Below are 22757 nucleotides of genomic sequence, written 5' to 3'. Positions count from 1 at the left end.
ATTCTCCTTTTATTTAACTTTTCACATAAGTTTATTTAAGATTTATTAAAACTTTTTCTATGTTTTAATGAATCAGTCTTTATACCAATTAAACTTTTAAATTTTAAGCTATAATCTAAAATAATATTTTTATAGCTTAGAAACCCCTATTTCTCTTGCTTTTTTTGCTACAGCATTTGAAACTTCCTTAACTACTCTAGTATCAAATGCATCTGGAATAATATATTCCTCGTTTAACTCTTCATCTTTTATTATGCCTGCAATAGCTTTAACTGCCGCTATCTTCATTTCTTCTGTTATATCTGTAGCTCTAGCATCAAGAGCTCCTTTAAATATTCCTGGGAATACTAATAAATTATTTATTTGATTTGGAAAATCTGAACGTCCTGTTGCAATTACCCTTACATTTCCTTTCTTAGCTTCATCAGGCATTATTTCTGGAATAGGGTTAGCCATAGCAAATACAATAGAATCTTTAGCCATTGTAGAAACCATTTCTGCACTTAAAATATTAGGTGCTGATACTCCTATGAATACATCTTTATCCTTAATAATTTCTTTTAAGTCTCCTCTTTGTTTTTGTTTATTTGTAACTTCTGCCATCTCTTTTTGAGCTTTATTCATCCATTCTTCACCTAGAGCAAGTGCACCCTTTAAATCAACTAATACTACATCTCCTACTCCAAGCTGTAATAATAACTTACATATAGATATTCCTGCTGATCCTGCTCCATTTATAACAACTTTAACCTCTGATATTTTTTTACCTACAACCTTTAATGCATTTAATACTCCTGCTGAAACTACAATTGCTGTTCCATGCTGATCATCATGAAATACAGGTATGTCTAATTCTTCTTTTAATCTTTTCTCTATTTCAAAACATCTTGGAGCTGATATATCCTCTAAATTAATTCCTCCAAATGTTGGAGCTATACGCTTAACTGTTTCCACAATTTCATCTGGATCTTTTGTATCTAAGCATATTGGAAATGCATCTATGCCTGCAAATTCCTTAAATAAAATAGCCTTTCCCTCCATAACAGGCATTGCCGCTTCCGGTCCAATATCTCCAAGACCTAATACTGCTGTTCCATCAGATACTACTGCAACTAAATTTCCCTTTGCTGTATATCTGTACACATCTTCTTTGTTATCTCTGATTTTTCTACAAGGTTCAGCTACTCCTGGTGTATAGGCAACACTTAAATCCTCTTTTGTCTTTATTGTTACTTTTGATTTAACTGAAACCTTTCCTTTATTTATTTCATGCATTTCTAAAGCCATTTTGCTATAATCCATATTAAAAACCCCTCTTTACCTATAATTTTATACATCCTCTTTTTCTGTATACGTTTACTTTAACTCCAATTGTATAAAATTTAAATATTTAGTAACTATAAAACCTTTTGTAAGTAAAAAAAATCAAAACTTCTGAATTTTAATATATAATTGAATTATCAAATAGTAATTATATCTATTTTATGAATTATGTGTATTAATACTATGTTATGGAATAAAAAAAGAGATAAGGAGTATATATATTATGTTTAAAAAAAGATTAAAGTCTATGTCAGTAATGAACAAAATACTTATGTCCTATTTCATATTAATTTTTATAATTCTGACATTTACAGTAAGCTATAATGCATTTAAGGATATAAATGATTTAAATACAGAAATTGATGAAAATATTTCTCACTATGCACAGTTTCTTTCTGATGATAAACAAATAAAAAAGCTTGCATTATCTAATATGCCAGATGAACATATTAATGATTATTTAGATACATTAACTACTTTAATTCCTAAAATAGATTTTATTGTAATAACAAATAAAGATGATATTCGCTTATATCATCCTGATCATACTCTAATAGGAAAACCCTTCTTAGGTAGAGATGAATATCCAATTCTTGAAGGATCTAACAATTATATAACTGAAACCATAGGAAGTCATTCAAAGCAAAGACGTGCTTTTTCTTCAATAAAGGATTACAGTAATAATATTATAGGCTTTGTTATGGTAAGCTCATATTCTGCTTCCATAAGTGATATACGATCTAAAATAATATTTCACTCCTTATTTTTATTTATAATATCAGCTATAATAGGTTTGATTCTTTCATTTGTCATATCAAAAAGTATTAAAAAGACTCTACTTGGATATGAACCTGTAACATTTACAGAAATGTATTTACACAAAAAAGAAGTACTTGATTCCCTTGATGAAGGTATAATAGCTGTAAATCATACTGGAAAATGTATATTATACAATAATGCCGCTATCAATATGCTCAGAATCCAAGAAAATAATACTTCTATTGATGAATTGATAGATAAATTTATAAGCTCTAATTTAATTAATAATACTGTTATGAGTAATTATGAATATAATAAAGAAATTAATATAAATGATACGACTATACTTACAAGTAGAATACCTATTTATAATAAGCAAAATCTCATTGGTTCAGTTTCAATATTCAGAGATAAAACTGAAGTAAAAAAATTAGCAGAAGAACTTACAGGTGTAAATCATATTATAAAGGCTTTACGTGCAAATATACATGAACAGATGAACAAGCTTCACATAATATTAGGTCTTCTTCAAATTGGAGATACAGATAAAGCTATTGATTACATAAGCTGCATTACTGAAGATCATAAAAAAAACTATAGCTTTATAATCTCTCAAATTAAAAATCGTACTTTAGCAGCTTTAATAATAGGAAAAGTAAACAGAGCAAAGGAATTAAACATAGATTTTAAGCTTCAGTCTACAAGCTTCCTTGATAGTCACAATAAATTTGTCTCAACAAATAACTTAGTTACTATAATTGGTAATCTTTTAGAAAATTCTTTTGATGCATTAAACAATAAGTATTCTATAAGAGAAGTAACTCTTTATATACATAGCGATGACAAATGTCTTACTATTATTGTAGATGATACAGGTACTGGAATTTCACAAGACGATATAAAACATATATTTAAAAGAGGATTTTCAAGAAAAGGAAATGATCGTGGAATTGGTTTAAATCTTGTATATAATATTGTTGAAAGTTGTAATGGAACTATCGATGTTGAATCTGAATTAGATGTTGGTACTTCAATTACAATAATGATAAATAAAAAAAGAAATTATATGAAAGGTTAGGATTTTATTATGTTAAAAGCAATAATTGTTGAGGATGATCTAATGGTAACAGAAATTAATAAAAATTATATTCTAAAAACTAAAAAAATAATTGTTTGTGCTACATTTACTAATGGGGCTGATGCATTAAAATATCTAGAGTCTAATAGCGTAGATCTAGTTATTTTAGATTTGTACATGCCTAATATTTCTGGTATGAAACTTTTAGAAATAATAAGAAATAATAACTATAGCACAGATGTAATCATGGTAACAGCTGCTAATGACATTGCTAATATTGATAAAGCTTTAAAGCTTGGCATTCTTGATTATTTGATCAAACCTTTCAAATATGAACGCTTTCAAAGTGCCATAAATAAATTTATTATGAAATACGAAATGATAACTAAGCAAAAAAAACTTAATCAGTCTTCCATTGATGAACTTATAAGTTCAAACTCAAAACCTTTTAAAACAAATGATGATAACCTGTCAAAAGGACTTCAAAAGGAAACATTAAACTTAATAAGAGACTATATGATTTCAAATAAATTTCGCTATTTGACAAGTGAGGAAATATCCTCTGCAATTAATTTATCTAAGGTTACTATAAGACGTTATATGAATTATCTAATAGAATGTAAAGAAATCTCTAGCGATGTAGATTATAAAACAGGTGGACGTCCTTCTATTCGATATAAAGCTTTAAAGTATTAATGAAACTTAAAGAGGAATTCTATAATGAATTTATGGCTCTAAAATAAAAAATAACCTCTTTTGTAATAATTCATTATCTTGATTATTAGCAACAAGAAGTTATTTTCATATTAAATTTATCATAAAAATATGTTTATCACACTAGCATTTATAGTATTTTTACTAAAAATAAAATTTATAATTCTAGCAATTTTACATTTTTTCTTTCATTTTTTCTTGGCATTATAAAATCTTTTGCATCTAGATCTGTATCCCATGGGATATTATAAATACTATCTTTACTTTGTTTAGTTAAATTATAGCTTTGAGCTCTGCTTTTTGGCGATGATTGTGCTGGCCCATTCCAAAAAGCTAATCCACAAAAATAACTGTTCATCATATGATCCCATGATGTGTAATTTGCCTGTAATACTTTGCACGCATCAACACTTACTTTTATTGCTTCTTGATATGATATATATCCTGATAGGAATCCCCATCCTGCAAGATTACATATTCTGCATATATCCCAGGCTAATATTCCCTGATTTTCATATTCTGAACATAATGTATCAAACAGCTCTTTCTGTTTCTTTTTTATACGATTTGACTCAGGATTTTCCTTATATATTTTCATAAGTTCCATACATTCTTCATTATGACCTTCATTAAAAAGCCATGCAATTGTAGATTCTAAATCATCTCTATTTTTTATATTCCAACCACTTTTTAATAGTTTTTTCATATGTTTTTTAGCCCATAAACATACATACATCCCACCTATATCAACTCCATTGCAATCTGCATTTGCATATGTATTATAACCAGCAGCCCCTATAAATTTCATTGTAGGAGTTGTCATTTCTTTATATATATCCAATCCTTTATCTCTACCGAAAAACACTATATATAAAATATAAAGTATTATTCCAATAATTATTATTCCATCCATTTTACCCCTCCATTTTTGTAACATCAGCATGTTATTCAATAATTTATCATTTAATGCAGTTATTAGATTATCATACTATGTTTACTAAATCAAATTTAGTTTACAAATTAATCAATAAATATATTTCTTATCACTTTCAAATGCAACTCAAAGTATGTCTAGGGTTGGTCGTTGCATAGATAATGGTCCGATGGAAGGATTTTGGGGTACACTTAAATCTGAAATGTATTACCTAAGAAAATTCGATACATATGAAGAACTTGAACAAGCTATTGATGAATATATAGATTTTTATAATACAAAAAGATTACAGAAAAAGTTAAAAAGTATGACTCCAATAGAATATCGAAGTCATACTTTAGTAGCATAATTTTTTATTATTTACCCTGTCTACTTGACAGGGGTCAGTTCAGATTTAAAAATTCTTCATCTTGTATATAATCATATTATATTTCCATTTCATTAACATCATCAGCTATTAGTAAATCAGCATCAGTGATCTTTACTACTTCATCAACAGTTACACCTGGTGCCACTTCCATTAATACTAATCCTTTATCTGTAACCTTCATAACCCCTTTATCAGTAATTATAAGATCAACGCACTTTTTAGCTGATAAAGGCAATGTGCATTTCTTTAGCACCTTTGGATTACCTTTTTTATCATTATGACTTAAAGCAGCTATTACATATTTTGCTCCTACTAAAAGGTCCATTGCGCCACCCATACCTGGCGCAAAAATCCCTGGTATCTTCCAATTTGCAATATTTCCTTCTTCATCGACCTCTAAAGCGCCTAGTGCAGTTATATCAACATGTCCACCTCTTATTATTGCAAAAGATAGATCCATTTCAAATGTTGATGCTCCTGGCAATAAAGTAATTGGAGCTCCACCAGAATTGGCTAAGTCAGGATCAGCTTCACCTATGCTTGGAGTTGCACCAAACTTCAATGCACCATTTTCACATTGTAGTATTATTTCCATTCCTTCTGGCAAATAGTTTGCAGCCATATTAGGTATACCAAATCCTAAATTAGCAACCATTCCTTCTTTAAACTCTTTTGCGATTCTTCTTGCAATTATCTCTTTACCATTCATCATTTCTCACCCCTATTTCATTTTATTAGTTTTTGTCCATAAATCTTCAAAATATTTTGTTCTCTCTTCAAAAGAGTCGCCTTGAACTATTATATCTACCAATATTCCTGGTGTTCCAACACTATCAGGTGAAATTTCACCCACTTCTACAATTTCATCTACTTCAGCTATAACTAAATCAGCTGCAAGTGCCATACTTGTATTTGTTCCTTTAGTTGTCCCTCTATATACAATATTCCCAAGTTTATCAGCTTTATACCCCTTGATTATTGCAACATCTGCCTTTATTGCTGGAAATACTAAATATTCTTTGCCATCTATAGTAAGTTTATCTCTTCCCTTTTCAATTTCAGTTCCAAGACCAGTTGGAGTTATAACTGCACCAAGTCCAGCCCCCCCAGCTCTTATACATTCTACTATAGTTCCCATAGGTATAAATTCCACTTCTAATGTACCTGCATTGTATTGTTCTTGTATTTCAGGACAAGTTCCAATATGTGAACCTATAAACTTTTTTATTTGTTTATTTGCTACAAGCTTGCCAATATCATGAGTTTGTCCTGGATGAGCTGATACAGCTTCAATAAGTGTAAGATATTTAACATTTGTCTCTGCTAATGCATCTATCATCTTTAACGGAGCACCTATTCCTAAAAAACCTGCTGTCATAATTTTCATTCCATCTTTAATATTTTCTACTGCTTCTTGTATTGTCTTAATCTTTGTCATTTCTCTATACACCTCCAAAGTTTTATAATCTAACATGGACTACTTGTTTTGAAACTAATCTTCTTATCTTAGAAATTCAATTCTTAGATTATTATTATTCTTATCTAATAATTTTTATTCCAACCTTATCCAAATGTCAGAAGTATACTAGTTAACATTGCACGTTCTTCTTACTATAAATGGCTTAACCATAAGGATACTGAATTAGAAAAAGTTAAAAAGTATGACTCCAATAAAATATTGAAGTCATACTTTAGTAGCATAATTTTTTATTATTTACCCTATCTACTTGACAGGGGGCAGTTCACTATATATTATATTTAAATCTAAATTTTCAAATCTTCCCCATTGCTTTCTATAACTTTTTTATACCAATAGAAAGATTTTTTCTTATATCTCTTTAAAGAACCATTTCCTTCGTTATCTTTGTCTACATATATAAATCCATATCTTTTTTTCATTTCCCCTGTGGTAAATGAAACTGGATCAATACATCCCCATGTTGTATAACCAATTACATCAACTCCATCAATTTCAATTGCTTTCTTCATTTCCTTAATATGACTTGATAGATATTCAATTCTATATTTATCATCTACAGTTCCGTCTTCTCTTAATATGTCTATAGTTCCAAATCCATTTTCTACAATAAATATTGGAATATCGTATTTATCATATAATTGGTTTAGATAATAGCGAAGTCCAACTGGATCTATAGTCCACCCCCAATCTGATGTCTTTAAATACGGATTTTCTACAACATCTGCTTTACCTGCTGAATCATTCCCTGTACGCTTCATGTTCTTATCTGAAGTTACTGTAGTTGTTAAATAGTAGCTGCAGCCAATGAAATCAACTGTGCCTTCTTTCAAAATTTTCTCATCTTCTTCAGTTATCTTTATTTGATAATTGTTTCTTTCCCATAGTTTTAGAATATGTTTAGGATATTTTCCTCTAACATGAACATCTGTAAACATTAGCTGCTCTCTATTAGCCTCTTCAGCTTTCATAATATCATCTGGATTACATGAATATGGATAGCTAGGCATAGCTGCAACCATACACCCTATCATAAAATCGGGATTAATTTCATGACCAATTTTTACTACTTTAGCACTTGCAACGAATTCATTATGACTAACTCTAAACATAACTTCTTCCTTATTTTCAACTTCTTCGTATATTATTCCGGAATTTGTGAAAGCATATATAGGATTACTAGTTATTGTCTGATTATTAATTTCATTAAAAGTCATCCAATATTTAACCTTATTTTTATAACGAATCATAACTGTCTCACAAAAATTAACATAAAAATCAATTAACTTACGATTACGCCAGCCGCCATATTTTTTCACTAAATTATAAGGCATTTCAAAGTGGCTTAAAGTAATTACCGGTTGTATATTATATTTTAGTAATTCGTCGAATAAATTATCATAGAACTTAAGACCTTCTTCATTAGGTATATCTTCATCTCCATTTGGAAAAATTCTAGTCCACGCTATGCTCGTTCTAAAACATTTAAAGTTCATCTCTGCAAAAAGTTTAATATCTTCCTTATAGTTTTCATAAAAATTAATTGCTTGATGATTTGGATAATTCTTACCTTCAATAACACCATCTGTAATCTCTCTTGCAACTGTATGTGTTCCAGCTGTCATTACATCTGCTATACTTACTCCTTTTCCACCTTTATTCCAGCCGCCCTCAACTTGGTGTGCTGCAACTGCTCCTCCCCATAGAAAGTTTTCATTTAAAGACATATTTATACCATCCTTTCCTATTAGTGAATTACTTTTATTACAGATTCACCTTTTTTCACTTCTGCATATTCTTCTATAATTACATCTACAAGTTCACTTGTATTAGCAACTATAATAGGAGTAACAGTGCTATAACCTGCTTCTTCAATTTTTTCTTTATCGAATGAAGTTAATAGGTCTCCAATCCTAACTCTATCTCCGTTTTTAACATGGTTCTCATAATATTTTCCATCTAATGCCACTGTATTAAGACCTATATGAATTAATAATTCGACCCCTCGTTCAGAAGTAATCCCTATAGCATGTTTAGTAGGAAAAATAGCTGATACAACTCCATTTACTGGAGAAACAACTTCCCCCTTTGCTGGAATAATAGCTAAACCTTCTCCAACAGCTCCTGATGAAAACACTTCATCTTCTACCTCTGATAATTTAATTTGTTTTCCATCAAGTGGTGAAAAAATTTCTTCTACATTACTTTTTGTATGAACATTAGCTTTAGAATCATTGCTTTTAAACTCATTAGCTTCTTTCTCCATTTCTTGAAATTCCTCTGGTTTCAATCCAAAGAAATATGCAAGAACTGCTCCTACTCCTAAGGCTGTTCCTATTCCTAATAAATATCCGAAGAATGGTGTGTAAACTGGCATTGAGAATACATTGTGAAACACATAAGCATTCATAGTTACTCCAAAAGCTCCACAAATACCACCACCTATTGCTCCTGAAATTGCTAATATAGGTATTGTTTTTTTATACCTTAAAATAATTCCATAAACGATAGGTTCAGTTACACCTGCTAATAATCCTGTAATGGCTGTTGAGCCAGATAAAGCTTTTAACTTTGAGTGTTTTTTTGATTTTAAAAATAATCCAATGGCAATACCAATTTGAGCAAATACTGCTGCAACTGCAGCTCCTTCTATAGGATCTCCTCCAAGTACTGATAGGTTTTGTATAGTTATTGGTGTGAATCCCCAATGAAGACCAAATATAACCATAAAAGGCATCCCGCCGCCTAAAATAATTCCAGCTAAAATGTGATTTACATTGATTAACCACATTACAAAATTTGATATAATATCACCAACATTTGTTCCTAATGGTCCAAATAATATCACTGTTAATGGAACCATAATTAATAAGGAAATTGCCGGTACTAAGAATAATTGTAAATCTTTTAAAATGATCTTTTTTAAGAATTTATCAACAAAGTAGTAAATAAAAATAGCTATAAATATTGGAAATACTGTTGCCGCATAAGAAACTGGAATTACTTGAATTCCTAAAAATGTAACTGCACCTTCTGATCCGATTAAGGCTGTAAAAGTTGGTTCTAATAGAGCAGCCCCAATAACACCTCCAACGTATGGATTTCCTCCTATTTTAATAGCTAAAGTAATCCCTAAGAAAATTGGCAAGAAATAAAACACAGCATTTCCGGCCGCAGATAAAATTGCGTAAGTAGTACTGGCATCAGACATCCATCCCATATTAGTTAATATTGTAAGTAAAGTTTTAATCATACCTGATCCAGCTAAAGCAGGAATTAATGGTGAAAAGCCTCCTGAGATAACTTCAAAAACCTTTGATATTATTGATGTCTTCTCTCCTTTTTCTTGTTTAATTTCGCTGGTTAATCCTAATTTTTTAGTAATAGTTTCAAAATAATCTGTTACTTTATTACCAATAACAACTTGATATTGTCCTCCACTATTTACTACTGACAAAACATCGCTCATTTTTTCTAATTCAGATTTATCAGCCTTTGATGTATCTTTAAGCTTAAACCTAAGTCTAGTTGCACAATGAACTAAACTTATTACATTATCCTTTCCACCAACATTTTTAATTATTTGCTCTGATTCTCTTTCATGCTTCATAGTATATTCCTCCTTCAAGTAATTTTTTTATAAAAAAAGACCTAAGCTAATATAATCAGTAAAAAATTGATAATTATTTTTACTAATTATATTAACTTAGGTCACGCCTGCCAAACAGTAACGATCCTTTTTTATTTATTTTCAAATTATTTTCCTATTATAATTATATTAACCTACATAACTGTATATTATTATTTTCTATTTGCTTTTATGACTCAATCTATTTAGATGCAATGTCAAATATAACAATTCATTTTCAGTGATTTTCCAACCATACGTAGATTCTAGAAACTTTTTTATTTTTACTGAACAATTATAATCATCAGCATACTTTAACTTTATAATAGCTAATAATGAAGTATCTCCATCTACACTTTCACCAGTAAGCTGTCTTTTTACAAAATACCTTAAATGTGTGACAAATCTTGTATAATCAAAGGAATATTCATTTATTTCAATTCCATAGTTATACTTAACTATATCTAAAACATTATCTATTATCTTAGTTAATAAAAGTGTCTCCTCCATATTTTTAGTTTCTAAGTGAGCATTGGCAAAATGTAATGTTATAAAGGCTACTTCTGAATTTGGAATGTTCTTACCTGTTTTTTCTTTTAAATAATCTAATGCTTTTTGGCTAAATTTGTACTCGTCAGGATATATCTGTTTAATCTCCCATTGAAGTGGATTACTAAAAACTAATCCTTCATCGAGTCTTTTAATCATATAACTTATATGATCAGATAAAGTAATTAAAATAGTATCATTTAATTTATAACTCAAGAACTCTTTACCCATTTGTATAATCTCACTAGCAAGTTCAATATGGCTAAGAGGTATTCTATTAACTAATGTGTCAAAGTTATTTAATGATTCGTCATTAGTAAATATGAATTTTTTCTCTATTTTATTTTCTTCAATTAAATCCATTGGGTACTTTTGGTAGCCAATCCCTTTTCCCATTACAATCTGTTCTTCATCGAAATCATTTACAACCAGTACAACATTATTATTAAATACCTTCTTTACTTTCATAATAAACCTCCATAAAAATATACAAAAAAGACCTAAAACTGTAGTAATAATAAGTTATATACTCTCCATACAGCTTTTAGGTCACGCCTGATATATTTCTAAATCAGTAACGATCCTTATTCAAATATAATTATCATATTTAGAATATAACATGAAAATGATTTCTTTGTCAATCATATTATATAATTTTTAATTAAAATTTTTATGAATTTCCCATTACATCAAACTTTTTATATACTAAATAAAACAATTAATAGCACTATAATGAAAAATGTTAGAATTAATAAAAACCATGGAGTGCTCAATACAAGCATTCCATGGACACCAACCATACTAAAAACATCAGTTGTATAAAAAATTGTCCCTTTACACAAGATGTTGGCTTGAAATAAAGTTTGATTCAAACGGTACTGCAAACATTGATTTTATAATAGAAGAAACCCATGCATTTTGAACAAAGATTGAGCAAATTATCTTACTAGTTTTTCTTCCCCTAAAATATTACTCTTTTCTTTACTATAATTTCAAATTTAATCATAGAAAAAGACCAGTTAATCAAGCCCTTTAAAATCCACCATATTCTACATAAAACTATATGTTAAATTTTTTAATTTTACCTTATGTCTCACAATGGTTTTCTCCATTTGACAATCTATAATACTTTTTCTATTTATAAATTAAATTTTTTAATATTTCTTAATTCTACCTTTAAAAATCACATTAAATTTAATGAATGAAGATCCCTTATTTATCCACAACAAATTCCAAAAGTTTTCAAAAATAAAATCGGCATGAGTTAAATTAATTAATCAAACTCATGCCTAATAATTATAGATAACATTAATTAAGATACCTTATCTATATTTCATTATAATAATTCATAATTCAAGCATAAAGGAACATTATAATTTTTATTTCTTATGAGTTCTGCATCTATATTATAAATATTTTTTAATACTTCCTTATTCATTATTGAACTTGGTTCATCTTTATAAAGTATCTTCCCATCTTTCATTGCAACAATGAAATCAGAATACTTTGCTGCATGGTTAATATCATGTAAAACCATAACTATTGTACACTTATGTCTTTCATTTAAGTTTCTTACAATACTAAGTACTTCAAGCTGGTGAGACATATCTAAAAAAGTAGTTGGCTCATCTAATAATAATATGTCTGTTTCTTGTGCTAAGGCCATTGCTAACCAAACTCTTTGCCTTTGTCCTCCAGATAAATCTGATAATTCTCTTTCTCTAAAGTCAATAGTATTAGTTACCTTTAATGCCCATTCAATCTTTTCCTTATCTTTGCTAGATAATTTATTTATATTAGATCTATGGGGATATCTTCCGTAAGAAACTAGCTCTTCTACCTTTAATTCTGAAGGAGCTATAGGATTTTGTGATAATATAGCAAGCTTTTCTGCTATTTCCCTACTCTTCATATCATCCATATCTTTATTTAGAAGAAATACTTCACCTTTTTCCTTTTTAAGTATTCTTCCTATGCTTTTTAATAAGGTTGATTTACCACATCCATTTGGGCCAATAATACTTGTTACTTTTCCCGCTTCAATGCTTAAATCTAACTCTTCAATTATTATCTTTTTATCATATCCTATTTTTAAATCTTTTATATTAATAGCATTCTTCATATCTTACCTCTTATGACTTAAATAATAAATATACAAAATAAGGAATACCAATGATAGATACTACTATTCCTACAGCTAACTCTGAAGGAGCAAAAACAGTCTTAGCAATAAAGTCTGATATTACTAAAAGAAAGGCTCCAATTAAAGCTGTTACAGGCATAAGTTTTCTATGTTTTATTCCTACTAGTTGCCTTGCTATATGGGGTGCCATTAATCCAATAAAACCAATATTCCCAGCAACACATACGCAAGAACTAATTAACCCAACACAAGCAAATAGTAATTTTCTTTTTTCTTTTTCTAAGTTTATACCTAAGCTAATTATACTACCTTCTTCTAATTGAAAATAATCTAGTAAATGAACCTTTCTATACAGATATAATCCTAAAAATATTATCCAAGGAAGCATCATATAAATAAAAGTCCAGTTTGCATTATATATAGATCCTGTTTGCCAAACAGCAGCAAATTCAAAATCAGAAGCATTCATTTTCATTGAAAAAAGCATAGAAATAGCTGAAAAACCACTATTTATAGCTATACCAGTTAAGATAAGCCTTTGCATATCCATCTTGTTATTATTCTTTGAGAATAATAATATTAACATTGCTGCTGCTATACCGCCTATAAAACCAAAGATAGGCATAGCAAATATACTTAAAAAATTGCTTCCATCTGATACTGATGAATTAAAATGTACAAAAAACATGTATATAATAACAGCAGCCCCTGCTCCAGAATTTATTCCTAGTATCCCTGGATCAGCTAATTCATTTTTAGTAATTCCCTGTAGGAAAAGCCCTGCTATTGATAAACCTACTCCAACTAAAATAGCTATTATTATTCTTGGAAGTCTAAATTCAAATACTACTAATCTAAACTTCTCATTATCATTTAAATTAAATAATGTTTGAAATACTTCTCCAATACTAATATCAAACATACCATTAGTTAAATGTAAATAAAATGCTACTACAATTAGCAATAATAATGCTATTACTATAAAAGAATATTTAAGTTCTCTCTTATGCATTTTTTGCCCCTCCTTTAGTTTTTATCATATATAAAAAGAAAGGTACTCCAATAATAGCAGTTACTGTTCCAATAGGTGTTTCAAAAGGATATTCTATGTATCTACTTATTAAATCACATAAACTTAAGAAGAAAGCTCCTCCAATTAAAGAATAAGGAATTATATATTTATAATCATGTCCAACTAAAATTCTAATTATATTAGGTATTACTAGTCCAACAAAAGCAATCTTTCCAACTAATGCAACTGAAGTAGCTGTAAGTAAAACCACTGCACCCATAGATAAGAACTTTACTATATTTGTTTTTTGCCCTAAACTAATTGCTATATCTTCTCCTAATGAGCTTATTGTTATATCCTTAGCCACCATAATTGCTATTAAAACTCCAACAATTCCTATTGGTATAATTATTTTTAATAAATCAATATTTACAGCATGGACTTTTGTATTATACCAAGCTGAAATAGTTTGAGATGCTTGAAAGTACATTGCAATTGCTGATCCTAAGCTACTTAGAAAGCTACCTACTATGGTTCCTATAATGGCAAGTCTAACTGGTGATAATCCATTTTTTATAGATGAACCTATTCCTAAAACTAATAAGGATCCAACTATAGATCCAACTATAGAAACTAAAATTAAACTTCCATTTGAAAGTTCAGGATAGAAAACCATAGCTATAGTAATAAAAAAAGCTGATCCATCATTTACACCCATTAATGAAGGTGATGCCAAATAATTCCTTGTTATACCTTGCATAATTGCACCAGCTAAAGCTAAAAATCCTCCAACAACTAATACAGCTATTGCTCTAGGTAATCTATTATTCATTATTATTAAATGATCTACGTTATTTATATCAAATTTAAATATAGCATTATAAACAACTTCTCTTGGTATAGTTTTAGTTCCTAAAGTAACAGATAAAATAGTTACAGTGATTATTCCTACTATACATATCATAAATATTATTAAAAACTTTTTATTAAACTTCTTCATATTTGTCCCCTTAAAAATTGAGCTGTCACAAAGACAGCTCACTCTTTTTATTTTAATAAATTATCTACAACTGCATCTAAGAATCTAACCTTTGACCAAGCTGTTCCCCCTTGTGCTAAAGGATCAACTGTGTTAACAAATACTTTGTTGTTTTTAGAAGCTTCTATACTCTTAAATATAGGATTCTCTAGTAATTGATTTAAAGCTTCAGGTGAATCAGTATTCTCAGAATTATCAAATTGTAAGAATATAGCATCTGGATTTATTTCTGCTAAAGTCTCTATAGTAAGTTCTGCTTGTGCCTTTGAATTTGTAATTATTCCAGGAACCTTTATTCCTAAATCAGTATATAAAACTGGATTTAAATATACATCTGCCGGATATACATACATTAATCCACGTCTAATTCTAATAACTAAAATATCTTTATCTTTATATTCACTTGAAAGTTCTTCTTTGGTCTTTGAAGCTTTTTCTTCATAATCTGAAATTAATTTATTAGCTACATCTGTCTTGCCCATTATCTCTCCTAGAGCCAACAGATTATCTTTCCAGTTAGCTGATATATGTGAATACGGTAATGTTACTGCAATCTTATTTAATTTATTCATTACCTCTTCTCCAAATTTCGAACTTCCTATAATAACATTAGGATTTAAGCCTAATATAACTTCTGAGTTAGGATTCATCTTGTCTCCCACTAAAGTTGCACTTTTAAAGTTTTCTTCTAAATATTTAGGTACTTTACCAGCAACCTCTAGCACTCCTTTTGCTTCAACTCCTAGAGTTGCTGCATCTTCCATCCCTTCTAAACTTGCAAGTACTATATTCTCAGCCTTTTTGTCAAAAGAATACTCTTGTCCTAAATAATTTATTGTAAATGGCTTGTCTTTATTTTCTACACCATTCTTTTCTGAAACATCATTCTTAGTACAAGCTGTTAAACCTGCAAATAAAACTACTGTTAAAAATAAAGTTAAGTATTTTTTCATATTGCCCCTCCATTAGTATTGATAATCATTTTCAATTTATGATTATTTTATCAGAATTTTTCAGAAGGTAAAATAGACTTTCGGGAGAAATTTTTGTACTTTTGCCACTTCTACCTTTTTACTCTTAAACTTTTAACTAAATTACTATTAACTTCTCTGTATTTTCTAGGGCACATACCTACATTTTTTTTAAATGTTTTACTAAAATAGAAACAATCATTATATCCAGTCATATCAGCTATTTCAAAAATTGTATAGCTAGAAAACTTCAATAACCTTTTAGCTTCCTTGAGTCTATATTCTGTTAAATATTTTATTGGTGATAATCCTGTTACTTCTTGAAAAACATCACTAAATCTTCTTCTATCCATATTTAATATTTCAGCTATTTCACTAACTGACATGGGCTCACTAAAATTCTTATTTATGTACTCAATTCCCTTATTAACTAATTTTAATTTGTCATTATATTGTACTGCTCTTACATTTTCAACTAAAGAATTAATTAAATTTATAAATTCAACTTTACATGAAAACTTTGTGAAACTATCAGGACTTAATGATTTATCGCGGATGTTTTCACAGTATTTTAATAATGGCAGTCTATCCTCTATTTCTAAATAAAAGGATCCCTCTTCTATACTTTCAAATTTCTTTACAGTAGAAATATTTTTATAATGAACTACATAATACTCTATTCCTACATCTTCTGTTTCAACTTCTATATCCATTCTTGAGCCACAATGTAAAATGGTATTATTATTTAAAATATATTTTTGCTTATTTACTGAGAAAGAACACTCTCCTCTTATAGGTATTACTATTCCACATAAATCTTTAGCAGTTTTTCTATTAAGATCTTTTTCATTAGGTGGCAATTTAGTTTTAAAAATATCAACAAATTCAATAGAGCTTTCAGAAAAATATTCAATTAACCAATTAATACTTTTTTTCATCATTGTTGACCTTTCCTTTCTATTATTTTATACTAATTACTAAATATTAACACAAAGGAGCATCTTATATGGATAATTTTAAGATAAAATCAAACTATACTAATAGCTTTTATGATATTAAATTCTACATTCCAGAAGAATCAAATGCAAATGATTTACCACTAATAGTAGTACTAGATGGTGGATATTATTTTGAAATAGTTAAGTCTTGCATAAAACAACAAGGTCAATTATTTGTTAAAACTGGTGTTAAACCTGCTATAGTTGTAGGAATATGTCATCAAGAATTTGAGAAAAAAGAAAAGAGATTTTTAGATTTTACAGCTCCAGCTGAAAAATACTTTGTAGATGAAAAAAGGAAATTTATGATACCTGATAATCTTGGTGGTAGCGAAGATTTTAATTCTTTTATAGAAAAAGAACTTCTACCAATAATCCAAGCTAATTTAAACTTCCATAAAAATGATATGACTATAATCGGACATTCTTTAAGTGGTTATTATGTATTATGGAACTTATTAAAAGGTTCAAATATCTATAAAAATATAATTTCTTTTAGCCCATCAGTATGGTGGAATGATTATGAAATTTTAAACTTCAAAAACCTTGAACATAGTGATAAAAATGTATTTATAGGATTAGGGAAAAAAGAAGGTTACATGGTTGATGGAGCTGAAAAAATATATAATAAAATAAAAAGCTTTAATGATAACTGTAGTCTCTATATTGCGCCAGAAGAAAACCATGGTTCTGTAGTTATAACTAGTATTAGTAGAGCTCTTAGATATATTTTCTCAATTTAACAAAAAATATTGTACATTTTAAAACCCCAAAAATCTTCTTATTTCTTTTCAATTAAATACCTTTCTAAATACTTAATACTATTTCTATTTTAAATTTACATGATATATTTTAACTTCTAATCGTAGGTATCACTATATAAAATAAAAGAGAATAATTATTATTCTCTTTTATTCATTTTTCAAGTCATTCTTAATCCGGTATGCCTTAAATAACTATAATCAAATCGTAATTTATAATCTATTTCCCAAAATAGTAAAAGATTAATTTGCTTGTGATACAGTTCTCCTTAACTACTTCAAATGAAGTTCTTCCATTTTATTCTTATGTATATATTCTACATAAATATGGTATAATTCTAAAGTACAATATTGCAAATACGTAGTAGGATGGCTACGGGGGTTTTGAACATTTTATCCCCCTTGGACTATTGGTGAATATATCATCATAGTTAGGGGGGTGGTATTGGATATGCTAGAATTAACTATAAAAAGCTTTGTTACTATTTATATTATTGAATTAGTTTTAAAACATAATCTTTTTATTTCTAAGTTAATTATCAAGATTAAATTTCTTGGTATTCATATAGAAATTAATGGCAAAGAGAAAAAGCACCCATCCGACAAAGAATAGTGCTTAACTCTTAATTAAATATTTATTTAATTCATTCAATAGCCCTAAAACAAAATAAATGTTCTAAGGAAGCTTAGTGTTGGTAGCACTAAGCTTTTCTTATTTATATTATATCAAATTTTCATTAAAAATAAACATATATTTTTTTAATTCTTCTTGTAAATTTTTTCCATTATATACTCATTATAGCCTGAGTCATCATTCAATTGTTCTTTTATTATCTTAAATCCTCTATTTATATAAAATTCTACTGCTTTTTATTATCTTTATATACTGCTAAATTTAACTTTTTATATTTATCCATTGCATAATTTATTAACTTTTTTCCTATACCAGCTCCTTGATAATCCACGTCTACAAATAATGCTCCAATAAATTCATTATTTATTACACTTATAAAACCTTTGATTCCTTCTATATCTTCATATAAAAAAGTATTAGCCATAGGAATGTAAATATTTCTTACATCAGTATAACTCTTTTCCCAATATTCTTTAGATATAAAGTCATGTGCTTTAATAGTACTTTTTAACCATATATCCATTACTTTATCAATATCTTTATTTTCTAAGCTTCTTATCATATCAATTCATTACTCCTTATATCCTATATCTTTAATATTATTATTTACTATTAATCTATACCAAGTACATGTATCATTCTGCATTATACTTATACTAAAAAGTGCCTTAAGTAATTAACTTATTAATCACACTAAGACACTTAATTTATTATAATAAATAATAATCCTTCTGATACTATGTTCTGTAAGATAATAACTTTCAGATATTTCTTTTACAGTTATCCCGTTATTGTACTTATTAATTATTTCTCTATTTCTATTGTTCAACTCTTTTCTAAATCCACTTTCTTCTCCCCCAAATTTTTTATTATTGCTTTTTCTTGGTATATATATATTTGCCATCAATATACTCTTGTAATATCTCTATAATATATGACGGTAAAATATCTTTTGCATTTTCATATTTCATAATTTTTGCTCCTATCTACTTTTATTGGTACATAGTCGAGCAAAATCTAATCTGGCTATATAAGCCGCATTTAAGATAAATACGGCTCCAAACAAATTTTATTATGGACTTTGCTCGGAGCCTCATACATTTTCAAAATGTATAAATTCTCTCATTATATTTCACCTCCATATATAATTTTCTGTATATTTTAATATACTCAATTAATTTTTGCAGTTTTTATAAAAACCTCATTTACTTAGATACAGTTCATTATACATAATTCTAAATCTAAACAAATGAGATGATTAATTTGATATTCTACCTTTAAAAACATAATTTATATACCAATTATAACATCTAACCTAAAAAACTGTTTTTTATATATTTTTCAGCTTAGGCATACTTTTGCACCAAGAATGTAAAAACACCACATTACTGTGATGTTCTTATTTTATCCTATCCTTAAAGAAACATATTTTCCCTAACATAGAAATCATTATTAAAATTCCACCTATCCAAAATAAAAATATTAATGGCTTGGTTGTATATTTTGCACCTTCTGTTATTATTACATCTTCTAAAAAATTATGAATTATTATAGCCTCTACAGTTTCTTGATTTGTTACCTTTTCTTCTAAAAACATTCCCATTTCACCAAATATAGATGATGTAATACTACCTAATATCATTAATATAAATTCAATATGCGCTATATTTGCTAATTTATTTTTGATCTTATTAAAATAAATTATTTTTAAAAGTAATGGAAACATTAGTATCCAAAGGATAATCAGCCATTGAACTTCTCCAAACTTTGTAATCCAGCTTATTGTTATAAGTAAAATTGTATTTATTATTGATATAATAGCTAAATTCCCCTTAAATAAATCCTTCATATAAATGAAAAATAAAATTGAAGAAATTATTGCAAAAGCTAATGATAATAAATTATAAAAATCAACTTCAACATTATAAGATGAATAAATAGGTAAAGTAGTACCTATTAAAATAAGTGCAGAAAATAAATATGTAATACTACAAAATACCGATAATACTTTTTTTAAAGTACCGTTATTCTTTACTATATCTTTGTTTTGTTTACTTTTTATAGCAATTATAAATAATAATACACATAAAAAGCTAATTAAAATCAATATTGGCTTTGACATGGTGGAAATATTATATGAATGTACTGATTTCCCTTCTAATATTCCGCTTCTTGCCAAAAATGTTCCAAAAACAGCCAGAGTAAAAGGCAACATAGTTACATAAGGCTTTACTTTTTCCTTATGAATAATAGCCACTAAAATTAACCATGGAACTAATGCAGCATTCTCAATTGAATCCCATGCCCAATATCCTCCCCAACCTAATGCTTTATAAGCCCATATACTTCCTGTAAATATTCCAACTCCTAAAAAAAGCAATGAAATATAAGCCCATTTTTTCTCTACCCTATGTGAAAAACTTTCACAAAACAATATAGCCATAGCTGAATATCCTATAAACACCAATGGTGGATGTATAACCATCCAAGGATTTTGTAATGCTATATTGAGTCCTTTTCCCTCACTAGGAATTACTTTTTCAATTGCAAATGGGTTACTTATATAAACAAAGATAATAAGTGCTGTAGTGATAATCATATAAATATTAAAAGATTTGTTATTTCCTTTTATAGTAATCCCTAGCCAAATAGAACTAACTGCCCATAATAAAAAGGAACCACTTTGCCCTGCCCATAAAGCTGAAATCTTATACAGAGGTTTTAAATCTGTCGATATATGTTCTACTACATAACTATATCTAAAGTTACAAGTATACTGATAATATAGAATTAAAATTAATGAGGCTGTTAAACTTATGGCAGTAATTATTAAAATTATATCTCTTATCTTTTTATTATGTATTAGTATATTAATAGGTAGTATTAATATACTACCTATTACAGCTATAAGAATAAGTAAATTTCCTAAATTCATTTTTTTCTACTCTCCCTCATATTTATGTATTTTATTATTTCCCTTATTCTCATGACAAGCCGTGCATTTTTTAATAAAATCAGGTTTACCATAAATCTTTTTTGGTATCTCATTATCTTGAGGAAGTGATGATATCCATTCAGCATGTGGACTATTATGACAAGTTGCACATTTTACTTTTCCATTCATACCTTCTGGTCCATTTTGTAGATAAGCCTCCCTGTATAGTTGATTATCTTTTATACTATAAAGTTCTCCATGACAATTACTACATTTTGGTTCATCAAGCCAAGCTTTTCTTCCATCCTTCAAAGACTGAGCTACATTTTCCATGTTTCCATGTCATTTACTATCACTGCAAGTAATACCTGCTTTATACATAGCTCCTCTATTACACTGTGTTTCAACCCCTGGATGACAATTGTAGCATGTATTTTGCAAATCTGACATACCCATAATTGATGCATGAAAATCATGTACTGCCAGAGAAAGACTTGGAACACCTTGAGTCCCTGATGCACCTAACGTATTATCTGAATGGCACTCATTACATTTATGTCTTTTATTATTATTTAAATCAGAATAAAGACTTGTTTTCTCTTTCCTATCATGAGCCTTTAATATGTTTACATAAGTATCTACCTTTCCATGACAATTACTACAACTCATTTCATCTGATACTGAAACTACAATACTATCCTCTTGTGCTAATACCTTTTTGGTAGCCTCATCAATTACTGTAACAGTCATGGTTTGATATGGATTTCTTACCTTACTTCCATCGTTAAAAGGTGTTACTGGAATGTATTCAGCTTCATAATAATTTTTATCCTTTGACAATTTACAAACTCCACTTAAATAATTCCCAGCAATTCCTTCATTAAGTTTTAAATCATAGCCATAATCTTTAGCATACTTCCAAAAATTACTTTTATCAACTGATGTAGTATTGTTATTCATTTTGTATTCTACTATTATTCCACTATCTATAAGTTTAGCCTTATCTACTCCCTTCTCAAAGACTTGGACCTTAACGGTATTAGCTGGTGGTAATATCATAAAAGCAGAATAATCATCTTGTATACAATGCATTCCAGAGTCATTATATGCTAATATCAAATATTCTTTTTCTGCTACTTTAAATAAAGCTTTAGATTTCATTGCTTTACTATTAATTAAAATTGCTAAGATGGAAACTGCTAATATAACACAACTTTTTAATGCTTTTTTCAATGTTTTATTTCCCATCTTCATTATATTTCCTCCTCGTATAATATTAATCTCTATTTATTATTACCTTATTCATTTAAGATATGAACAAAATCATATATTACTGAAATATATCTTTCAATCAATTCTTCTATTTTATTAAGGATTTTCTCTTAAACTATTCAATATTTCAAAAAAAGAAAAGACTACGTTGAATATCTCT

19 protein-coding genes and 3 pseudogenes are annotated in these 22757 nt (G+C 28.3%); 5 read left to right on the top strand and 17 right to left on the bottom strand.

Annotation, left to right across the window (positions count from 1 at the left end; all coding sequences use genetic code 11):
- Positions 1–129: 129 nt before the first annotated feature.
- Positions 130–1302 (bottom strand): NAD(P)-dependent malic enzyme, encoded by a 1173-nt coding sequence (locus NG901_RS11640; RefSeq protein WP_252214737.1) that lies wholly within the window; start codon positions 1300–1302, stop codon positions 130–132.
- Positions 1303–1546: 244 nt separating this feature from the next.
- On the opposite strand from NG901_RS11640, the gene NG901_RS11635 reads away from it, so the two are divergent.
- The gene (locus tag NG901_RS11635) at positions 1547–3160 is read left to right on the top strand and encodes an ATP-binding protein (RefSeq protein WP_252214735.1); all 1614 of its coding nucleotides are present in this window, start codon (positions 1547–1549) and stop codon (positions 3158–3160) included.
- A gap of 9 nt (positions 3161–3169) precedes the next feature.
- Positions 3170–3856 carry a response regulator gene (locus NG901_RS11630; RefSeq protein ID WP_286673940.1) on the top strand — a complete coding sequence of 229 codons (687 nt, stop codon included), beginning with the start codon at positions 3170–3172 and terminating at the stop codon, positions 3854–3856.
- 175 nt (positions 3857–4031) lie between these two features.
- Here the strand turns inward: NG901_RS11630 and NG901_RS11625 are convergent, their stop codons facing one another.
- Positions 4032–4787: a DUF1266 domain-containing protein gene (locus NG901_RS11625; RefSeq protein ID WP_252214730.1), complete on the bottom strand. Its 756-nt coding sequence runs from the start codon at positions 4785–4787 to the stop codon at positions 4032–4034.
- Between the two features lie 145 nt (positions 4788–4932).
- On the opposite strand from NG901_RS11625, the pseudogene NG901_RS11620 reads away from it, so the two are divergent.
- Positions 4933–5157 (top strand): annotated as a pseudogene (locus NG901_RS11620) (transposase); the annotation flags it as partial.
- Between the two features lie 76 nt (positions 5158–5233).
- Here the strand turns inward: NG901_RS11620 and NG901_RS11615 are convergent.
- From NG901_RS11615 to NG901_RS11570, 10 genes are all read right to left on the bottom strand, one after another.
- Positions 5234–5887: a 3-oxoacid CoA-transferase subunit B gene (locus NG901_RS11615; RefSeq protein ID WP_286675204.1), complete on the bottom strand. Its 654-nt coding sequence runs from the start codon at positions 5885–5887 to the stop codon at positions 5234–5236.
- Positions 5888–5899: 12 nt separating this feature from the next.
- Entirely contained in the window at positions 5900–6616 is a 717-nt protein-coding gene (locus tag NG901_RS11610; RefSeq protein ID WP_252214726.1) for a CoA transferase subunit A, read from the bottom strand.
- 326 nt (positions 6617–6942) lie between these two features.
- Positions 6943–8382: a 6-phospho-beta-glucosidase gene (locus NG901_RS11605; protein WP_252214724.1), complete on the bottom strand. Its 1440-nt coding sequence runs from the start codon at positions 8380–8382 to the stop codon at positions 6943–6945.
- 20 nt (positions 8383–8402) lie between these two features.
- On the bottom strand, positions 8403–10265 hold the full coding sequence (locus NG901_RS11600; protein ID WP_252214722.1) for a beta-glucoside-specific PTS transporter subunit IIABC: 1863 nt from the start codon (positions 10263–10265) through the stop codon (positions 8403–8405).
- Between the two features lie 198 nt (positions 10266–10463).
- Positions 10464–11300 carry a BglG family transcription antiterminator LicT gene (gene licT / locus NG901_RS11595; RefSeq protein ID WP_252214720.1) on the bottom strand — a complete coding sequence of 279 codons (837 nt, stop codon included), beginning with the start codon at positions 11298–11300 and terminating at the stop codon, positions 10464–10466.
- An 868-nt stretch (positions 11301–12168) separates the two neighbouring features.
- Complete coding sequence (locus NG901_RS11590) at positions 12169–12954, bottom strand: ABC transporter ATP-binding protein (protein ID WP_252214718.1); 786 nt, start codon at positions 12952–12954, stop codon at positions 12169–12171.
- Between the two features lie 10 nt (positions 12955–12964).
- Positions 12965–13987: a FecCD family ABC transporter permease gene (locus NG901_RS11585; RefSeq protein WP_252214716.1), complete on the bottom strand. Its 1023-nt coding sequence runs from the start codon at positions 13985–13987 to the stop codon at positions 12965–12967.
- Positions 13980–14987: a FecCD family ABC transporter permease gene (locus NG901_RS11580; protein WP_252214713.1), complete on the bottom strand. Its 1008-nt coding sequence runs from the start codon at positions 14985–14987 to the stop codon at positions 13980–13982. The genes NG901_RS11585 and NG901_RS11580 overlap by 8 nt, the downstream gene beginning before the upstream one ends.
- Before the next feature lie 47 nt (positions 14988–15034).
- On the bottom strand, positions 15035–15979 hold the full coding sequence (locus NG901_RS11575) for an ABC transporter substrate-binding protein (RefSeq protein ID WP_252214711.1): 945 nt from the start codon (positions 15977–15979) through the stop codon (positions 15035–15037).
- Positions 15980–16089: 110 nt separating this feature from the next.
- Positions 16090–16938, bottom strand: a complete 849-nt coding sequence (locus NG901_RS11570; RefSeq protein WP_252214709.1) for a helix-turn-helix domain-containing protein — start codon at positions 16936–16938, stop codon at positions 16090–16092.
- Between the two features lie 65 nt (positions 16939–17003).
- Between NG901_RS11570 and NG901_RS11565 the strand changes: the two genes are divergently transcribed.
- Together NG901_RS11565 and NG901_RS11560 are read left to right on the top strand one after the other, a co-directional pair.
- Positions 17004–17738, top strand: coding sequence for an alpha/beta hydrolase (locus NG901_RS11565; protein ID WP_252214707.1), 735 nt, complete (start codon positions 17004–17006; stop codon positions 17736–17738).
- Between the two features lie 463 nt (positions 17739–18201).
- Entirely contained in the window at positions 18202–18369 is a 168-nt protein-coding gene (locus NG901_RS11560; RefSeq protein WP_252214705.1) for a hypothetical protein, read from the top strand.
- 146 nt (positions 18370–18515) lie between these two features.
- Here the strand turns inward: NG901_RS11560 and NG901_RS11555 are convergent.
- From NG901_RS11555 to NG901_RS11535, 5 genes and pseudogenes are all read right to left on the bottom strand, one after another.
- Positions 18516–18952 (bottom strand): annotated as a pseudogene (locus NG901_RS11555) (N-acetyltransferase).
- Between the two features lie 126 nt (positions 18953–19078).
- A pseudogene (locus tag NG901_RS11550) lies at positions 19079–19361 on the bottom strand (CD3324 family protein).
- 428 nt (positions 19362–19789) lie between these two features.
- Entirely contained in the window at positions 19790–21325 is a 1536-nt protein-coding gene (gene ccsA, locus NG901_RS11545) for a cytochrome c biogenesis protein CcsA (RefSeq protein ID WP_252214703.1), read from the bottom strand.
- Positions 21326–21331: 6 nt separating this feature from the next.
- Positions 21332–21658, bottom strand: a complete 327-nt coding sequence (locus NG901_RS11540) for a cytochrome c3 family protein (RefSeq protein ID WP_252214701.1) — start codon at positions 21656–21658, stop codon at positions 21332–21334.
- A gap of 9 nt (positions 21659–21667) precedes the next feature.
- Positions 21668–22579 (bottom strand): hypothetical protein, encoded by a 912-nt coding sequence (locus tag NG901_RS11535; protein ID WP_252214700.1) that lies wholly within the window; start codon positions 22577–22579, stop codon positions 21668–21670.
- Positions 22580–22757: the final 178 nt, after the last annotated feature.

The organism is Clostridium sp. CMCC3677 (assembly GCF_023845585.1).
GTDB lineage: Bacteria > Bacillota > Clostridia > Clostridiales > Clostridiaceae > Clostridium > Clostridium aquiflavi.
Note: the sequence above shows the minus strand (reverse complement) of the source record. Positions and strands in the feature narration are given on the sequence as shown.

Coding starts and splice junctions, on each gene's coding strand:
- NG901_RS11640 (WP_252214737.1), bottom strand. CDS start 1,302: ATGGATTATAGCAAAATGGCTTTAGAAATGCATGAAATAAATAAAGGA.
- NG901_RS11635 (WP_252214735.1), top strand. CDS start 1,547: ATGTTTAAAAAAAGATTAAAGTCTATGTCAGTAATGAACAAAATACTT.
- NG901_RS11630 (WP_286673940.1), top strand. CDS start 3,170: ATGTTAAAAGCAATAATTGTTGAGGATGATCTAATGGTAACAGAAATT.
- NG901_RS11625 (WP_252214730.1), bottom strand. CDS start 4,787: ATGGATGGAATAATAATTATTGGAATAATACTTTATATTTTATATATA.
- NG901_RS11615 (WP_286675204.1), bottom strand. CDS start 5,887: ATGAATGGTAAAGAGATAATTGCAAGAAGAATCGCAAAAGAGTTTAAA.
- NG901_RS11610 (WP_252214726.1), bottom strand. CDS start 6,616: ATGACAAAGATTAAGACAATACAAGAAGCAGTAGAAAATATTAAAGAT.
- NG901_RS11605 (WP_252214724.1), bottom strand. CDS start 8,382: ATGTCTTTAAATGAAAACTTTCTATGGGGAGGAGCAGTTGCAGCACAC.
- NG901_RS11600 (WP_252214722.1), bottom strand. CDS start 10,265: ATGAAGCATGAAAGAGAATCAGAGCAAATAATTAAAAATGTTGGTGGA.
- licT (WP_252214720.1), bottom strand. CDS start 11,300: ATGAAAGTAAAGAAGGTATTTAATAATAATGTTGTACTGGTTGTAAAT.
- NG901_RS11590 (WP_252214718.1), bottom strand. CDS start 12,954: ATGAAGAATGCTATTAATATAAAAGATTTAAAAATAGGATATGATAAA.
- NG901_RS11585 (WP_252214716.1), bottom strand. CDS start 13,987: ATGCATAAGAGAGAACTTAAATATTCTTTTATAGTAATAGCATTATTA.
- NG901_RS11580 (WP_252214713.1), bottom strand. CDS start 14,987: ATGAAGAAGTTTAATAAAAAGTTTTTAATAATATTTATGATATGTATA.
- NG901_RS11575 (WP_252214711.1), bottom strand. CDS start 15,979: ATGAAAAAATACTTAACTTTATTTTTAACAGTAGTTTTATTTGCAGGT.
- NG901_RS11570 (WP_252214709.1), bottom strand. CDS start 16,938: ATGATGAAAAAAAGTATTAATTGGTTAATTGAATATTTTTCTGAAAGC.
- NG901_RS11565 (WP_252214707.1), top strand. CDS start 17,004: ATGGATAATTTTAAGATAAAATCAAACTATACTAATAGCTTTTATGAT.
- ccsA (WP_252214703.1), bottom strand. CDS start 21,325: ATGAATTTAGGAAATTTACTTATTCTTATAGCTGTAATAGGTAGTATA.
- NG901_RS11540 (WP_252214701.1), bottom strand. CDS start 21,658: ATGGAAAATGTAGCTCAGTCTTTGAAGGATGGAAGAAAAGCTTGGCTT.
- NG901_RS11535 (WP_252214700.1), bottom strand. CDS start 22,579: ATGAAGATGGGAAATAAAACATTGAAAAAAGCATTAAAAAGTTGTGTT.